This window comes from Enterococcus sp. 4E1_DIV0656 (assembly GCF_002140695.1).
GTDB lineage: Bacteria > Bacillota > Bacilli > Lactobacillales > Enterococcaceae > Enterococcus_D > Enterococcus_D entomosocium.
In genome coordinates this window covers 1970258-1987265 of record NZ_NGLF01000001.1, presented here as the reverse complement: position 1 = coordinate 1987265, position 17008 = coordinate 1970258, and the positions used below count along the sequence as shown (strand labels likewise).

Genomic DNA, 17008 nt, shown 5'->3' with positions numbered 1-17008 from the left:
CTCCTTTCGTTATATGCTTAGTTTAGCAAGGCGGTGTAAACCCTTGATGGATTTCATGTAAAGAATCGATAAAGCGATGTAAATCTTTTGTAAAGTTTGTCGATTGCCCAAAAAGCCCCCGCTGAATCCATCAGAGGGGGCTTGCTTTATCTAAAAACGAAAGAAATGTCTGTAGAATCAATTGCTTTGCATATAGCGTGTCAAGCGATCCATCGCTTCCACCAAGTTTTCCATACTTGCCGCATAGCTTAAACGAACATAGCCTTCTGCTTCGGGACCAAAGGCGATACCCGGGATGATTGCTAATTGATTCTTTTCCGCTAAGTCGACACAAAAAGCCATTGAATCTTGGTTGAAACCTGCTGGTATTTTGGCAAAAATGTAGAATGCACCAGAGGGCTTCGCCATGTCAAAACCAAGGGCAGTCATCTTTTCAAACAAGTAATCTCGACGTTCACGGTAATCGGCTTTCATGACTTCTGCATCATTGATGCCTTCGATCAATGCCCGCACAGCTGCTTTTTGAGAAATCGTTGATGCCGCAGTCACTAAGTATTGGTGGACCTTAATGATCTGAGCAGTCAACGCTTTTGGTGCAAAAATGAAGCCGACGCGCCACCCAGTCATCGCGTGAGATTTCGACAAGCCATTGATCACGATCGTTTGATCCCGCAAGTATTCGGCAATGGACACATGGGTTTCATCATAAGTCAACTCACTATAAATTTCATCGCTAATAACAAAAACGGGGTATTTTTCTAAAACCTCCGCCAATGCTTTGACTTGTTCTCGGGTATAAACGACCCCTGTTGGATTGCTAGGATAATTCAAAATGACTGCCTTGACTTGCTCCCCATGCTCTTTTAAGGCTGCTTCCAAAACTTCTGGCGCTAAAACAAAGTCATTGTCCGTCGTATCAAGATAGATCGGTTGGGCATGGGCTAAATGGATGACTGGTTCATAGCCTGGATAAATTGGTGCCGGTAGGAGAACTTTATCGCCAGGTTCCAACGTGGCTAATAAAGAAGCTGAGATCGCTTCCGTTGCACCGATCGTCACTAATACTTCTGATTGAAAGTCGTAATCAAGCTGATATTTATTTTTCAAAAAGAGGCTGGCTGCTTGCCGAACATCTGCTAAGCCGGCCATTCCAGAATAGTGGCTAAAATTTTGTTCGATTGCTTGGACACCCGATTTTTTCACGTGCTCTGGTGTGTTAAAATCCGGCTCGCCTAACGTTAACTTTAAAATATCAGGAATTGAAGAAACCCGTTCATCAAATTTACGAATCAATGAAACAGCTATATTGTACACTTCGTGATTGAAGCGTTGGCTTACGTCTGCCATAGTATCACTCCTTTGAATTAAGCAAATTCATTCGCTATTGTTGTTAATCCTAACACAAAAAGGCGACAATTTTAAGCAACGGATGAAATTAATCTAATAACCACAATTCCGTTTGCTTATTTACAAACAAAAACATTTTATGTTAGTATATAATCAAACATAAAAGGAGAACCCAAAATGAAACCTTATCAAGAGTTTACCATTTCTGATTATCAGCAAGGATATGTCGAAACAACAACGGATTATTGTTGCGTATTTTGTCAGGAGACCTTCGACAAAGAAGAAATCTATCCCGTTGATGGCGCCTTTTTTACGGCAAAAAAACGAATGATACAGCATATCACTGAGCATCACGGAACCGTTTTATCCGCATTATTGGCTTTACCCAAAGAACAAACAGGCTTATCAGAAAGCCAGCAGGAGATTTTACAACTGTTTGCCCAAGATGTTAGCGATACTGTGATTGCCCAGCGCTTAGGTATCTCTTCTTCGACTGTCAGGAATCATCGCTTTAAGCTAAAAGAAAAGCAGCGACAAGCGACTGTTTTTATAAGTATCATGTCCTTGTTGCAAGAACCCCCGTTGCTGCCGCCTCACAAAGGGGCGACGATGCTTGATGATCGCTATGCCATTACGGCTAGTGAAAGAGAAAAGATCATTGCTACTTATTTTGATGAAGCGGGGTTTATCAAACAGTTTCCGAGCAAAGAAAAGCGCAAGATCGTTGTCTTAAGTGTGCTGGCACAAAAATTTGATCCGAAGAAAAATTATTCAGAAGCTGCCGTAAACGATGTATTAAAACAAGCGATCACCGATTATGTCACTGTCCGACGATATTTGATCGAGTATGGATTTATGCAACGGACGAAAGACGGAAAAACTTACTGGCTGACTTAAAACCCAGTCTGTAGTTGGATGGAATTTTTGTTGGTTGGATGGACAGTATCTTTCACAGTTGTGAAAAGTTAACAAGCTCCAGTTTTTTACAAAAAAAGACAAAGTACGAAAACACCCGTACTTTGTCTACTGTCTGAAACGCTGGGACAAGTTCCAGCGTTTATTTTTCTTTTAGAAAGATTTTTTTGATGATCAATTTATCAAATAATTGCGTTTGATTGTCTTGTTCCCCAATGACTTCAGCAGTCACTGATTTGCCGTCTTGTTTTTTGCGCAACTGATAAACAATCTTACCTGTTTCTTTCAATTCGTTCACCATGTCGACGACACCGCCAAAACCTGTTTTACGAGTGATGAAGCCTAACGCCACCATCCGCTCATCTAAATTTTTTGCCGAGATGCTGGCACCGGTGATCAGTGCTTGCCGCATGATTTGTAAGAATTCTTCTAGCCCTGCCACTGGCGGCTGTTCAGGCTCTTCTTCCATCAGCGGTCGCTGACGCAAATAATCTAATTCCTGCAATAACGTTTCGTACTGCTCTTGTGTCAACATGACCCCCGCCACTTTTTCACGATTGAATACATATACTGCTGTTCCTGCTTCTCGCGCTTGATTAAATACATCCATCGGAGATTTTTTTACTTCAGTAATTGAAGTAGTGGGAACATCCAACTTCTTCAGTTCCATAATCAACGTCCTCCTTGTCTCAACGAACACATTATAGCATAAATCCAGAAGCAGATTATAGAGGTATTTCACTGCTCCTAGGAAAAGAAACAAAAAAGCGGCTAATCGCCGCTTTTTTCGATTGATAAGGTCATTGCATTGATGGCAACGATGATCGTACTCATAGACATCAAGACAGCTCCGACTGCTGGGTTCAAAATGATCCCGATTGGTGCGAGCACGCCAGCTGCCAAAGGAATAGCAAAAATATTGTATCCTGCGCCCCACCAGAGATTTTGAATCATCTTGCGCCTTGTTTTTTTCGCCAAAGTCAAGAAGTGCAAGATGTCTTGAGGTTCGCTATTCGTCAAAACGACATCGGCTGAATCGATCGCTACATCGGTACCAGCTCCGATCGCAATCCCGATCGTCGCTCTTGCAAGACTTGGGGCGTCATTGATCCCATCGCCTACCATTACGACGCGCTTGCCCTCTTTGACATAGTCACTGACTAGACGTTCTTTATCGTCTGGTAACATTGCCGCATGAAAGGCTTCGATTCCTAGGTAATCGGCTACGGCTTGCGCCGCTTCTTGGTTGTCCCCAGTAGCCATAACTGGCGTGATGCCTAAGTCTTTCACTTTTTGAATAAATTGACTCGCTTCTGGTTTCACCTTATCCCCTAATGCGACGATTCCTTCCACTTTGCCGTCATGAACCAAATAGCTAATGGTATTGCCCTGCTCTTGATAATTTTTCAAGGATTTCCCTTGATACTGGATGGTTAATTGCTCCAATCCTTTTTGATTGACGATCAACCACTTTTGTCCATCGATTACGCCTTCCAGGCCAATCCCCGTCCTTGTTTGAACATCAGTCGCCTTTTTGGCTGTGATGTTTTCCTTTTCTGCTTGGGCTAAAATGCCTTCTGCGATCGGATGATTGGCGGTTTTCTCAAGACCTGCTAGGTAAGCTAGTACTTCTGATGCAGAAAGGCTGCCTGTCGCCTCGATGCCAGTTACGGTAAACGTTCCTTCTGTTAACGTACCGGTCTTATCGAGGATCAGATAATCAACATGATGCGCATTCTCCAGTGCGTTGCGATTTTTTAAGAGCAAGCCGTTTTTGGCAGCGATCGATGTTGAACGAGCCACGACGAGGGGAATCGCTAGGCCTAACGCATGGGGACAGGCAATGACGAATACCGTGACCATTCGATCAAGAGCAGTCGGTAGGTCAGCAACAAACAGCCATACAGCAAAGGCCAAAACACCAGCAACTAAGGCGATATAGAACAACCATTTCGCCACTTTGTCCGAAAGTGCTTCTAAGCGGGATTTATCAGCTTGGGCTTTTCGTACCATTTCCATGACTTTTGCCAAATAGCTGTCTTCGCCAGTCCCTGTGACTTCCATCGTAATGGTACCATTGCCGTTGACAGATCCTCCAATGACAGTACTGCCGATGGTTTTAGGTACCCGTCTGGATTCACCGGTAACTGCCGACTCATCGATCGTTGTTTCCCCTTCAAGAATCGTTCCGTCTGTAGGAATCTTATCTCCTGAGCGAACGATCAGCTGTGTTTTGTTGGTCACTTCTTCTAATGGAATCTGTTCTTCTGATCCATCTGCATTTTTCCGAATCACTTCTTTTGGCAACAGTTCTGCTAATTTCTGTAATGCATTGCCGGCATTAGAAACGGCATTCATCTCGATCCAATGCCCCAACAACATGATCACGATCAGAGTCGCTAGTTCCCAGAAGAAATCCATTACATGAGGAACAGCAAGAAAATGATTAGCGATAAACGCGTAAAGACTATAAAAATAAGAAACCGTGATCCCCATAGCAATCAAAGTCATCATGGCTGGGCTTTTTTGTTTCAATTCCATTTTTGCACCACTTAAAAACGGCTGCCCCCCATAGAAAAACAGGATCGTTCCTAAAATCAATACAACCCAATCTGAGCCGGGAAACGTGAACTGAAAGGGCAATTCGATACCCATCATTGGTGATAAAATGACGATTGGAATCGCCAAAACCAAGGATAGCCAAAACTTTTGCTTAAAATTTCCCATATGCATACTATGATCCATACCAGACATCTCATGATCCATATGACTGTGATCCATGCCAGACATCTCATGATCCATGTGGCTGTGATCCATGCCAGACATCTCATGATCCATGTGGCTATGTTCCATACTGGAAACCTCATGATCCATGTGAGCATGGTTACTATCGGCGCTTTCATGCTCCTGCAGTTTTGATGTCGCCCCTTGATGATCCACCCCATTCATCTCATGGCTTCGGGGCTCAGGGACTTCCTCCGCCTGTGGGTGTGTGAGTCCTTCTTGCCCTTTATTATCCTGCTCATTCCTAGGTTCATGCCTATGATGGCTTGACGTCTGACGATTGTCTGCAGGTGACGTTTTTTTCTGATTCATCCTAGTATTCCCCTTCCTATTTCACTGAATATCCGTACAGTCTTGCGCCTTCATACAAAAGCTTCAAGCGGCTGGACTTTCTAGATTTTTCTCCTTATCACTTTAGCGTTTGCATCGCTTATTCAAAAACACCTTGATAACCAGCTTCAGTTATTGCACTGATTAAGGCTGTTTCTGTCACTTGCGACTCGTCAAATTTGACCGTCCCACGAGCTTTTTTCAAGTCGACTTTAGCTTTTTTCACACCCGGTACTTCATTTAAGGCTTTTTCAACTTTTGCGGCACAATGGGCGCAATTCATTCCGCTGATTTGCATATTTTTTTTCATTACTATTCCTCATTTCTTTTAACAGTTTGTTGGCTACTTATTTTGTTGCATGGGTTTTGCATTGGCACTGACCAGGAATACAATTACACGAAATCGCTGCTACTGGCACTTTTTGGTCGACTGCTGCTTGGAGCATCGCCAAATCTTCTGCCGTCAATGCTGCTTCTTGGATCATTTCTGCTAATGTTTGTCCGACTTTTTTGGCACAAATATGAGAAAAAAGATTCTCAACTGCACTGCGAACAGTGGCTTCTTCTGAAACAAGTGGCGAGTAAACAAACTTTTTCCCTTGGCTTTCTGTTTTCAATACGCCTTTTTTAACAAGTCGTCCTAAAAGCGTTTTGACTGTCGCTGCTTTCCAATTTTTATTTTCGCTTAACAAAGCGGTGATCTCTTTCGCATCGGATTGTCCCAATGTCCAAATCACACGCATGACTTCCCATTCAGAATCGCTGATTTTGATTGGTTCGACCACTGATTGCATTTGTCCACTTCCTTTCATAACTGATTCACATTTTTAAGTTTACATCTGTAATCGTATTTTGTCAAAAAAAAGCATCGCCAAACTTTCTGCATTTTGGCAATGCTTTTTTCTATTTCGTTAAAAATGGTTTGGTTCCAACGTTTAAAAGTGGACCTGATACGTCGTCACAGAGTGGAAGGGTTCTTCTGGGCGCAGCACGATCTCACCAAAGTGGGTGAATTTCTCAGAGCCAGGAACACCTTGTGTTTCGATCGCCATCCCGCCATGTTTGGCAAAAGGACCGGTCTTCATTGGGGCCCCAGCTTCTCCCTCACCTGTTGTGTAAATAACAACAGCAGGACGGTCAGTAGTAACAGTCAGCTGCACTTTTTGATCGGGACTGGTTACTTTCAGATCCCACTCTTGCTCATGATCCAATAAGAATGGATCATCCAACATGGTCGTTCCCATTGGGCGTTCTTGTCTAAAATCAAACTTTGTGCCTGCGACAGGCGTTTTTTCACCGGTGGTCGTCACGTCATCGTTCGTTTCAGCCACATGTTCGGCATTGATTTGAACCAAGTGGTCATCGATCGGCTGTTGGGTATCACCTGTCAAATTGAAATAACCGTGGTTCGTTGGGTTAAATAAAGTCGCTTTGTCTGTGTTAGCGTCATATGCAAGCAATAGTTCATTGACATTAGTCAACGTATAGGTGACTTGATAACGAACATTTCCTGGAAAGCCGCCGTCGCCATCTTGTCGTGAGGTAGTAAAAATCACGCCGGCTCTGTCTGCTTCCTCAAAAGTTTCAGCGATCCAGATATCCGTGTCAAGCCCCTTTGAACCACCATGAAGCGTATTGCCGCCATCATTGTCCTCCGTTTGGTATTCTTGCCCCTCAACCTCAAAGCGGGTACCTGCGATCCTTCCCGCTACTGGACCGATCGTTGCACCATAATAGCGTGCTTGGCGATGTCCTTCGATCGTATCATAACCGACCACAATGTCGCGGCCTTCTTCTACTGGAACGACCCAATCCAATAAGCGTGCGCCTTCGGGACTCAGCCTTACGATGGTACCGCTATCATTGGAAAGCTCATAAATCGTTCCCATTTTTTCTGAGGTCGTTTGTTTCACATTTGGCATTCGTTCATATCCTTCTTTCTTTGTTTAGTCTGCTACTCTTTTTAAGTATAGCCGTTAAGGGCTAGATCCGTCAATTCAAGACGGACGGATTCAGTAGGCATTCATTTTATGCCGGGCCGTCTTCACACAAATAAAAAGCGGCAAGAATGCCCAACTGGTTGATTGAATCATGGTCAGCTGATCGTGAGAGAAAGTACTAGGAGAAGCGCTGGCTGCTCCTGTCTTTTCTTCAATAATCAATCACATTCGCTTCGCCTGTTGGGCTCCTATGCCGCAATTGTATCGTTTATTTTTTGTGTTTTGCTTGGTAATGTTTTCTCTTTCGTCGCTTTTCTTTGATTTGAGAAGCACTGGAAGCCAAATCCTCGCTTTCCTCTTCTTGCTTGTCTTGTCTTTTTTCCGCACGTGCCATGAGGACTTTTTGCCTGAATCGACGGTTTCCAAGGAATTTCAGTGCGCACATCAATGGTTGACGATTTTCTCCAACCAAACCAATCAATTCGATAAACAATTCAATGCCGAAGCCTGTACTGATGATCAGTAAAATGATTGCTGTGTTGCTGGCATAATTCATCAATAATGCAATAAATGAAAATACCATTGCCAAGGCATAGATCGTCAAAACTGTTCCTCGATGGGTAAACCCTAAGGAAAGTAAGCGGTGATGCAAGTGCATTTTATCCGCTGATGAGATCTTTTGCTTATTGAATTTTCTACGAATCATGGCATAGACGGTATCAGTGATCGGTACCCCTAAAATCAACATCGGGGTGATCACTGTAATGAAGGTCGCATTTTTTAACCCTTGCAACGATAAGACGGAGATCATAAAACCTAGAAAAAGTGCCCCAGTATCCCCTAAAAAAATCGTAGCTGGATAAAAATTGTAAGGAAAAAAACCAACGATTGCGGCAATTAATGTAAAGATCACCATTGGTACTTCAACTGAATTTGGTAAAAAGAAATAACTGATGATCCCAATGGTCGTCAGACTGATAATGGAGACCCCACTCGCTAGACCGTCCAAACCATCAATCAAGTTGACCGCATTTGTGATCGCCAAAATCCACAAGATCGTCATAGGCAATCCAAGCCAGCCCAAATCAAAAACCCCCAGATAAGGGATCGAAACCGTACTGATTTTGATGCCGGCAACAAAATAGATCTCCAAAGCCGCTAACGTCAAGCCTAGCGTTTTTTGCATAGGAGTCAACTCGAAGATATCATCCAATAATCCAGTAACTACGACGATAGCTGCCCCTAAAAGCATCGGCCAGACGTAGTCAAAGGGAATCATTGCGCGAAATTCCCAAAGCAATGCAAAAGAGAAGGAGAGGAAGATGCTTAATCCCCCTGCGGTCGGCATTGTTTTGGTATTGATTCGGCGATCTCCTGGTCGATCGACTGCGCCGATCTTAAAAGAGATCAATTTAATGATCGGTGTTAGGATTAAAGACACGATCATTGTTATAAATAAGCGCATTACAAATTTGAATGCAAAATCCATCGTTTATTCTCGCTTTCCGTTATTTCTCTTTATTGGTAAATGTATCTTCGATTTTCGAAGAAATCCGCTGAACAGGATCTGTTCGTTCTTTGATCTCTTGTCCTGATACATACTCTTCTACCACTGCGTTGATGATTCCACCCAAGATAATAATCGTCGCAGCAAGATTCAACCAGATCATTAAAACAATAAAACTTCCAATAATTTGATAGCCAATGATTTTCGCAGCAAAGTAACGGGCGTATAAGCCAAACACTTGTGACAGCAACATCCAGCCAATCGTTGCAAAGATCGCCCCCGGCAAAGTCGAACGCAACTTGACCTTTGCATTAGGCACTAACCAATAGATCAGCATCATGATAAACAGCAAAGCAACGATCGTGACTGGCCATTTGACTGTTTGGAACGTATCGATCAGATTGTCTTGAAACTTAAAAATCGGCTGCAAAAAATCAAGAATGATTTTTCCAAGCCCAAATACCATCGTAACCCCAACGATCGCAATCATAAAGAGCAGGATGATCACAAATGATACTGCGCGCACCACGATAAAATTGGAACGCTGGTCCACACCGAAGGCTTTGTTCATCGCAATTTGCAAGGCATTGATACTTTGACTCGCGGACCACAACGCCGCTAAAGCGGAGATCGACAACAATCCACCAGAGCTTGTGGTGAGGAGATTTTCGATCGCTGGGCCGATAAAATCATAGATTTGATTCGGGATCAATTCCTGTACATAAGATAAAACCGTGTTCGGATCAATTGATAAATAAGGCAAAAGATTCCCCAGCGCAATCATTAACGGGAAAAGTGAAAGCAATAAATAGTAGGCCACGACGACCGAAGTGGTCCCCATTTCTGAATCAGTTATTCTATTTTGCGTCGTTTCGATGAAACGCATCAGCTTTTGATTGCTTTTTACTTTATCAACGATTTTCATGTTTCTTCCTCCGCCAGCGAATCATCTGCCTTTTTTTTCTTTGTCATACATAACAATCAGAAGTCTCCTACCACCAAAATTTAGTAGGTTCCTTCTTCTCCTTGAGAAGTTAAAATTCTCGGACCATCTTTGGTGATCGCCAAACTATGTTCATATTGGCAGCTTAAGCCGCCATCTAATGTATAGGCGGTCCAGCCATTAGAATCCATTTTCATTTTCCACGTCCCTGTATTGATCATAGGTTCGATGGTAATAACCATTCCTTCTTTTAAACGTAACCCTTTGCCGGCTTCTCCGTAGTGAGGGATCATCGGACTTTCATGGATCGTTGGGCCAATGCCGTGTCCTACGAAATCACGCACAACCCCGTACCCTTCTTTTTCCGCATAGGTTTGAATGGCATGACCGATGTCACCGATTCGGTTGCCCACTTGCGCTTGTTCGATTCCTAGATACAACGCTTTTTTGGTTACTTCCATTAATCGATCAATCTCAGGCGTCGAGTTCCCTACGACATAACTCCAGCAAGAATCAGAAATGGCACCTTTTAAATCAATACACATATCGACTTTGATCAGATCGCCGTCTTTCAATGGTTTTTTTCGAGGAAATCCGTGACAAATCTCATCATTGATACTGCAGCAAGTGGCATATTTGTAATCTTCAAAACCAATTTGGGCAGCGATGCCGCCGTGGCTTTCAATATAATCTCTGACAAACACTTCGATATCCCAACTCGTGATACCTGGTTTGATGAAACTGCGTAATTGTTTGTGGACATCTGCTAACAGCGCGCCGGATTCGGCCATGCGGTCAATTTCTCTGGCAGATTTTAATGTAATCATGTTCTCGTCTCCCTTAATTAAATTCCTCTTATTTTACCATAGAAATCCCTTATTTTACAAAATTCACAGACATTGTAAAGAGTTTTTCAAGTTTTGTTTTCAAACTTTCGTGCATTTGCTATAATCTGTAAGAGAGTTTTCCTTGAGAATAGGAATGAGATTGGAGGAAAAAGCCCATGGCTTTAGCAAAAATCGTCTATGCAAGCATGACGGGGAATACGGAAGAAATTGCGGATATCGTTTCTGAAGCCCTTGAAAATCTTGACATGGAAGTAGAAATGAATGAGTGTACCCAAGTGGATGCAGATGACTTTGAAGATGCCGATATCTGTATCGTCGCAACGTATACATATGGAGACGGGGAGCTACCGGATGAGATCGTCGATTTTTATGAAGATTTGCAAGAACTTGATTTAAGCGGCAAAATCTTTGGAGTCTGCGGCTCCGGTGATACTTTTTATGATGACTTTTGTAAATCGGTTGACGACTTTGAAGCCGCCTTTAGCAAAACTGGTGCGACAAAAGGAGCTGACAGCGTCAAAGTTGACTTGGCTGCAGAAGAAGACGATATTCAAAACTTAGAAGCCTTTGCCAAAAAACTAGCAGAAGCATTCGCTGAATAAAACAAGAAAACCTCTGACAAAATCACTTGATTCTGCCGGAGGTTTATTGTTTGCTTAATGATAACTGATATCGATGGGTGTTTCTCTTGCTAAAATATTATCGGTGGTTTCCGTCATCAGCTTAGCAATCTGATCTTCTGTCGGATGAATGATTCCCGAAGACATCAATGCCGCTAAGCCAGTAGCGACGATCCAGACACCGGTGTGCAAAGATTGTAATTTTACATCAGATAGATCTTGATATTTTGGTTCTTTTTTCACTGATTTCACAAAAAGGTCAAATGAAAACTGTTGCATGGAATCCCCACCACCATGCTCTTCTAAGTATAGCGCTCGGTATAATCGTTTTTCTTTATTTGCAAAGCCAATATAATTTAGCGTTAAGTCAACGATGACATCTCCCCGTCTTTCAACTGGAAAAACTTCTGTCGCTAAGTAGTCGTAAATCTGATTGATCAATGCATTTTTTAAGTCATCCATATTTTTAAATTCTAAGTAGATCGGTTGCGTTGAACATTTCATCTTCGCTGCGATATTGCGTGCGGTAAAACGTGTAAATCCTTCGGTTGCGACAACTTCATAGGCAGCTTTTAAAATCTGGTCTCTAGTAATAGTTTTCTTTCTTGCCATAATTTTTTAATCTCCTTAATTCTGCTATACATCGCTTTCAGAAATACCTTTTACTTATTGTATCATGTTTTTTTAAGTTTGCAAAAAAACTTTTAAAATTATTGTCCTTGGTGTTTCCAGTTTTTCAATTTGAAGACCACTGTTTTTTTGCTCACTTTTTCGTTTGTTTTCAAAAATACTTAGTGCTATCATGAAGACAGTTATAAATTTAGAATAAATGGAGGAATTTTAATGGTTTTACCAAACTTTAATCAGAACCTTGAAAAATATGCCCAACTGATCACTGAAGTTGGCGTAAATGTCCAAAAAGGGCACACGATCGTCATCCAAATCGCCGTGGACCAAGCACCTTTAGCTCGTCTATTAACGAAAAAAGCGTATGAATTAGGTGCAGACGAAGTAATCGTCCAATGGACCGACGATGAGATCCAAAAAGAATTTCTTACTCATGCGGCCGAAGATCGTTTGTCTACGATTCCTCAGCACAAAATTGATCAAACGGAAGACTGGGTTGAAAAAGGTGCCAGCCGTATCAGTGTCGTTTCCGCGAATCCAGATGCGTTAGCGGGCGTCGACTCAGACCGAGTGGCAACCTTCCAAGCAGCTTCTGGTAAAGCGATGATGAAATTGCGTCAAGCAACACAAGCCAACAAAGTCAGCTGGACTGTGGTTGCGGCGGCTGGTCAAGATTGGGCCCAAAAAGTATTCCCTGATGCTTCCCCTGAAGAAGCACAAGACAAGCTTTGGGATCAAATTTTCAAAACGACGCGTATCTATGAAGAAGATCCTGTCGCAGCTTGGAAAAAACACGATGAAACCTTGCAAGTTAAAGCCGAAGAATTAAACAAAGAACAATTCAGTGCTCTGCACTATACGGCACCTGGTACCGATTTGATCATCGGTTTGCCTAAAAACCACTTGTGGGAAGGTGCTGGCAGTTACAATACCCGCAATGAAAAATTCATGGCGAACATGCCAACAGAAGAAGTCTTTACTGCCCCAGATAATCGTCGCATCGATGGCTATATTTCAAGTACGAAACCATTGAGCTACGCAGGCACCATCATCTCTGGGATGAAGTTCACCTTCAAAGACGGCAAAGTCGTGGACTTTTCTGCGGAACAGGGCGAAGAAGTGTTAGGCAAACTGCTAGCAATCGATGAAGGAGCAAAATCTTTAGGTGAAGTCGCATTAGTTCCTGATCCTTCCCCTATCTCACAATCCGGCATCATCTTCTTCAATACGTTGTTCGATGAAAATGCCTCAAACCACTTGGCTTTAGGATCCGCTTATGCCTTCAGCTTGCAAGGCGGCACTGAGATGAGTGAAGAAGAACTGGCAGCTGCTGGTTTGAACCGCAGCCAAACCCACGTAGATTTCATGGTTGGCTCTGACCAAATGTCCATCGATGGCATCAGAGAAGATGGCACCACGATTCCTGTCTTTCGCAATGGTGACTGGGCTTAATAAAAAAAGGCTGAGGTGGAGTTGCTCCCCTCGGCCTTCTTTTACATAGAATATTGGAAACCGGCGGGTTTTTTCGTAGTAATCAGCCGGCTTTTTTGATAAAATCTACTTTGATAGTCTTTGATAAGAGAGGATGGATCCGATGACACCAAATCGTGAAGATTATTTAAAGCTCATCTTGGAGCTTGGTGGTGACCAAAAGAAAATCAATAACAAACAAATCGTGTCAGGTCTGGACGTCTCAGCAGCTTCAGTAAGTGAAATGATTTCAAAATTATTAAAAGAAGGCTTAGTGGAACATTCACCTTATCAAGGGGTACAGTTGACTGAAACTGGTTTAGCTTCTGCAAGTGCTCTGATCCGCAAGCATCGTTTATGGGAAGTCTTTCTTGTGGAGCACCTGCATTACTCATGGAATGAAGTTCATGATGACGCAGAAGTTTTAGAACACGTCACCTCGGAAACACTGGCGAGCCGCTTAGAAGCCTACCTTGATCATCCTCGGTATTGCCCACATGGCGGCATGATCCCCGAACAAGGAGAACTCATTCACGAAGGCGAAAAAAACACCATGAGTTCCTACCCGGTAGGAACCAAGATTCGTATCGCCCGTGTCCTTGATGAACGAGAACTGCTGGATTACCTTGTTTCGATCCAATTGAATATTCATGAAGAATACGAGATCATCGATGCGGCAGCATACGAGGGTCCGATTACGATCAAAAATGACACAAAAGAAATTGCTGTCAGCTACAAAGCCGCCAGCACGATTTTTGTTGATAAACTGTAAGGAGTGAAGATGATGGAAAAAAAGGTCCTTTTTACGATTTTTGGCGGTACGGGCGACCTTGCCCAACGCAAACTATACCCTTCTTTGTTTCGGTTGTACAAAAAAGGCGATTTGAAAGAAGATTTTGCAGTCATCGGTACTGCTCGCCGTCCTTGGTCGGATGAACACTATCGTGAAGTAGTGATAGGTACGATCAAAGAATTGAGCGACTCACAAGAGCAAGCAGAGACATTCGCTTCTCATTTCTACTACCAATCACATGATGTAACAGATACGAGTCATTATGATTCATTAAAGGATTTGGCGGAAACCTTAGATCAGAAATACCATTTAGAAGGCAATCAGATTTTTTACTTAGCAATGTCCCCTAATTTCTTTGGGACGATCGTTTCTCACTTGAAATCCCAAGGAATGCTGGATACTGACGGCTACCATCGGGTGATCATCGAAAAACCATTTGGAAGCGACTACGACTCAGCAAAAGAATTGAATGAAGAGATCAATCAAGTCTTTACAGAGCAAGAAATCTACCGGATCGATCATTATTTAGGAAAAGAAATGATCCAAAACATTTCTGCGATTCGTTTTGCCAATAACATTTTTGAGTCGATGTGGAACAATCGGTACATTGACAATGTTCAGATCAATATCGCAGAAAACTTAGGTGTTGAAGAACGCGGTGGGTATTATGATAAGAGCGGCGCCTTGAAAGATATGGTCCAAAACCATATTCTGCAGATCCTTTCCTTATTAGCCATGGAACCGCCAGTGGCTTTTTCTGAAAAAGAATTACGGACGGAAAAAATCAAAGCCTTAAATGCGATCCGTATTTACTCCGAAGAAGAAGTGAAACAACACTTCGTTCGTGGTCAATACGCCAAAGGGCAATTAGAAGATAAGGAATTTGCTGGCTACCGAGAAGAAGCCAATGTCGATGAAGAATCGGCAACGGAAACCTTCGTTGCTGGAAAATTCTTGATCGACAACTTCCGCTGGTCCGGCGTACCTTTCTATGTACGAACCGGGAAACGCTTGACGGAAAAAGGCACTCGAATCAACATTGTCTTTAAACAAGTCCCTGTCAATGTCTTTAAGCAAGACCTGAATGAACAAAAGCAAAACGAGAGTTTGGCACCGAATGTGCTGACAATCTACATTCAACCGACAGAAGGCTTCTCTCTTTCCTTGAATGGAAAAGAAATTGGCCAAGGGTTTGAGACATTGCCAGTGAAGCTCGATTATCGGAATAGTACTGAAATCGTCGAAAACACCCCTGAAGCCTACGAAAAATTGATTTTAGATGCTTTGAACGGGGATGGCACTAACTTTACCCATTGGGATGAAGTTGCCCAATCTTGGCGCATCGTTGATGTGATCCGTCACGCTTGGGACCAAGAAACGCCTGATTTTCCAAACTATGCCGCAGGAACGATGGGACCCCAAGCTGCCTATGATCTCTTAGCTGCCGATGGTTTTGAATGGATCTGGCGCCCCGATGAATGGTATCGTGAGCGAGATTTACTAAATGAAAAATAAGCAATTGGTCAATTGGATGAGGAAAAAACATCCAATTGGCCGTTTTTCTTTTTTACCAACTGTTTATAATAGAAAGAAATGAGAAACGAAAGGAGCAGCATAGATGAAACAAGTCTTATCGATCGCCGGTCTTGACAGTTTGGCAGGCGGCGGCATGACGGCGGATTTGAAAACATTTGAGGAATTCGGGGTGTTTGGTCATGCCTTATTGACCTGTGTTGTCGCCATTAACGATAATCTTTTGTTCCATGATCTTCCTGAGCCTGTGATCCGAGCACAATTGGATTCGCTGCGTTCGACCGTATCCCTAGATGCAATCAAAATCGGGCTGCTTCATCAAACGGCCATCATTGAATTGCTGCGGGATTTTTTACAAACATTTACCGGACCGATCGTGCTCGATCCAGTTCTTGCCTTTAAAGAAGGAGATACTGCCTTTAACCACTCCTATCAAGCAGGATTGATCTCATTGTTTCCTTACACAGCATTAGTAACACCTAATCTACTCGAAGCTCAGCACCTCTCTGGTCAAACCATTACGACGTTGGCGGAAATGAAAACCGCGGCGAAAAAAATCCATGCATTGGGTGCCCCAAATATCCTGATCAAAGGTGGCAGTCGACTAACTGGAGAAAGAGCCTACGACCTTTTATACCACTCTGGGCAATATACTGTTTTCGAAGCAGAAAAAAGTACCCGAACGACTACCAACGGTGCTGGGTGTACCCTTTCATCGGCGATTGCCGCTTTACTTGCCAAAGGCACTTCATTGGAAACAGCTGTTCAAACTGCAAAAGCATTTGTTTGGGCAGGGATCGAAGACGGTCTGCCTTTAGGAACCTCTGGCAACGTCAATCAGCTCGCCTATTTTAAAAAGGAGGAACACCTATGAAAGTAAGAAATTTAACTACGATCGCTATGCTGACGGCACTCACGTGTGCACTTTCTTTGACCTTTATCATTCCTGTTCCGCAAACGAAGGGTTTTGTGACCTTATGTGAAGCAGGGATCTATATCTCGGCCCTTTTGTTTGGTCCTAGCGCCGGGGCCTTCGTCGGTGGAATGAGCGGCGGCATCATTGATTTTCTATCAGGTTACCCTGAATGGGCCTTCTTTTCCATCGTGATTCATGGTGTACAAGGCTGGATCGTAGGCAGAATGAGCCACCGGCCACTAGCAGCCGTCATTGTCGGCAGCTTGATCATGATCGCCGGCTACGCAGCAGCAACAGTTTTACTATTCGGGTTAGGCGCTGGGATCGCCTCGATTCCAAGTAATTTGATCCAAACGGTCTTTGGCAGCATCGTTGCTTTACCGCTGACGCATGCCTTGCGCCGCACGAAAAAGTTTTCTTTAAATGAAAGGTGAT

The 17008-nt window shown here is 43.2% G+C and carries 17 protein-coding genes; 7 read left to right on the top strand and 10 right to left on the bottom strand.

All coding sequences use genetic code 11. The annotated features are described in order from the left end of the window. Positions 1 to 177: 177 nt before the first annotated feature. Complete coding sequence (locus tag A5882_RS09280) at positions 178 to 1347, bottom strand: pyridoxal phosphate-dependent aminotransferase (RefSeq protein WP_008377389.1); 1170 nt, start codon at positions 1345 to 1347, stop codon at positions 178 to 180. A gap of 177 nt (positions 1348 to 1524) precedes the next feature. Between A5882_RS09280 and A5882_RS09275 the strand changes: the two genes are divergently transcribed. Next, positions 1525 to 2244, top strand: a complete 720-nt coding sequence (locus A5882_RS09275; protein ID WP_086299207.1) for a DUF2087 domain-containing protein — start codon at positions 1525 to 1527, stop codon at positions 2242 to 2244. Between the two features lie 160 nt (positions 2245 to 2404). Here the strand turns inward: A5882_RS09275 and A5882_RS09270 are convergent, their stop codons facing one another. The 8 genes from A5882_RS09270 to map all read right to left on the bottom strand — a co-directional run bounded on the left by A5882_RS09270 (position 2405) and on the right by map (position 10593). Next, on the bottom strand, positions 2405 to 2932 hold the full coding sequence (locus A5882_RS09270; protein WP_005237249.1) for a type II toxin-antitoxin system Phd/YefM family antitoxin: 528 nt from the start codon (positions 2930 to 2932) through the stop codon (positions 2405 to 2407). Between the two features lie 101 nt (positions 2933 to 3033). Further along, on the bottom strand, positions 3034 to 5358 hold the full coding sequence (locus A5882_RS09265) for a heavy metal translocating P-type ATPase (protein ID WP_086299206.1): 2325 nt from the start codon (positions 5356 to 5358) through the stop codon (positions 3034 to 3036). 118 nt (positions 5359 to 5476) lie between these two features. Continuing rightward, complete coding sequence (copZ, locus tag A5882_RS09260; RefSeq protein ID WP_005237251.1) at positions 5477 to 5686, bottom strand: copper chaperone CopZ; 210 nt, start codon at positions 5684 to 5686, stop codon at positions 5477 to 5479. Positions 5687 to 5723: 37 nt separating this feature from the next. After that, positions 5724 to 6170 (bottom strand): CopY/TcrY family copper transport repressor, encoded by a 447-nt coding sequence (locus tag A5882_RS09255; protein WP_034872472.1) that lies wholly within the window; start codon positions 6168 to 6170, stop codon positions 5724 to 5726. 141 nt (positions 6171 to 6311) lie between these two features. Continuing rightward, positions 6312 to 7298, bottom strand: a complete 987-nt coding sequence (locus A5882_RS09250) for an aldose epimerase family protein (RefSeq protein ID WP_005237253.1) — start codon at positions 7296 to 7298, stop codon at positions 6312 to 6314. Between the two features lie 286 nt (positions 7299 to 7584). Then, entirely contained in the window at positions 7585 to 8805 is a 1221-nt protein-coding gene (locus A5882_RS09245; RefSeq protein WP_016613834.1) for a glycosyltransferase family 4 protein, read from the bottom strand. Positions 8806 to 8824: 19 nt separating this feature from the next. Then, entirely contained in the window at positions 8825 to 9748 is a 924-nt protein-coding gene (locus A5882_RS09240; RefSeq protein ID WP_005237256.1) for a YihY/virulence factor BrkB family protein, read from the bottom strand. An 80-nt stretch (positions 9749 to 9828) separates the two neighbouring features. Then, positions 9829 to 10593 carry a type I methionyl aminopeptidase gene (gene map, locus A5882_RS09235; RefSeq protein WP_086332125.1) on the bottom strand — a complete coding sequence of 255 codons (765 nt, stop codon included), beginning with the start codon at positions 10591 to 10593 and terminating at the stop codon, positions 9829 to 9831. Positions 10594 to 10769: 176 nt separating this feature from the next. Here map and A5882_RS09230 point away from each other — a divergent pair, with 176 nt between their 5' ends. Further along, on the top strand, positions 10770 to 11216 hold the full coding sequence (locus A5882_RS09230; protein WP_005237258.1) for a flavodoxin: 447 nt from the start codon (positions 10770 to 10772) through the stop codon (positions 11214 to 11216). 54 nt (positions 11217 to 11270) lie between these two features. Here A5882_RS09230 and A5882_RS09225 read toward each other — a convergent pair whose 3' ends face one another. Next, positions 11271 to 11846: a TetR/AcrR family transcriptional regulator gene (locus A5882_RS09225; RefSeq protein ID WP_005228861.1), complete on the bottom strand. Its 576-nt coding sequence runs from the start codon at positions 11844 to 11846 to the stop codon at positions 11271 to 11273. A 231-nt stretch (positions 11847 to 12077) separates the two neighbouring features. On the opposite strand from A5882_RS09225, the gene A5882_RS09220 reads away from it, so the two are divergent. The 5 genes from A5882_RS09220 (at position 12078) to A5882_RS09200 (ending at position 17007) form a co-directional block, all read left to right on the top strand. Beyond that, the gene (locus A5882_RS09220; RefSeq protein ID WP_005237260.1) at positions 12078 to 13313 is read left to right on the top strand and encodes an aminopeptidase; all 1236 of its coding nucleotides are present in this window, start codon (positions 12078 to 12080) and stop codon (positions 13311 to 13313) included. A 142-nt stretch (positions 13314 to 13455) separates the two neighbouring features. Further along, the gene (locus tag A5882_RS09215; RefSeq protein WP_008377371.1) at positions 13456 to 14103 is read left to right on the top strand and encodes a metal-dependent transcriptional regulator; all 648 of its coding nucleotides are present in this window, start codon (positions 13456 to 13458) and stop codon (positions 14101 to 14103) included. A gap of 9 nt (positions 14104 to 14112) precedes the next feature. Continuing rightward, positions 14113 to 15639: a glucose-6-phosphate dehydrogenase gene (zwf, locus tag A5882_RS09210; RefSeq protein ID WP_008377369.1), complete on the top strand. Its 1527-nt coding sequence runs from the start codon at positions 14113 to 14115 to the stop codon at positions 15637 to 15639. 103 nt (positions 15640 to 15742) lie between these two features. After that, the gene (gene thiD / locus A5882_RS09205; RefSeq protein WP_086299203.1) at positions 15743 to 16531 is read left to right on the top strand and encodes a bifunctional hydroxymethylpyrimidine kinase/phosphomethylpyrimidine kinase; all 789 of its coding nucleotides are present in this window, start codon (positions 15743 to 15745) and stop codon (positions 16529 to 16531) included. Next, positions 16528 to 17007, top strand: a complete 480-nt coding sequence (locus A5882_RS09200) for an ECF transporter S component (RefSeq protein WP_015510153.1) — start codon at positions 16528 to 16530, stop codon at positions 17005 to 17007. The genes thiD and A5882_RS09200 overlap by 4 nt, the downstream gene beginning before the upstream one ends. Position 17008 lies beyond the last annotated feature (1 nt).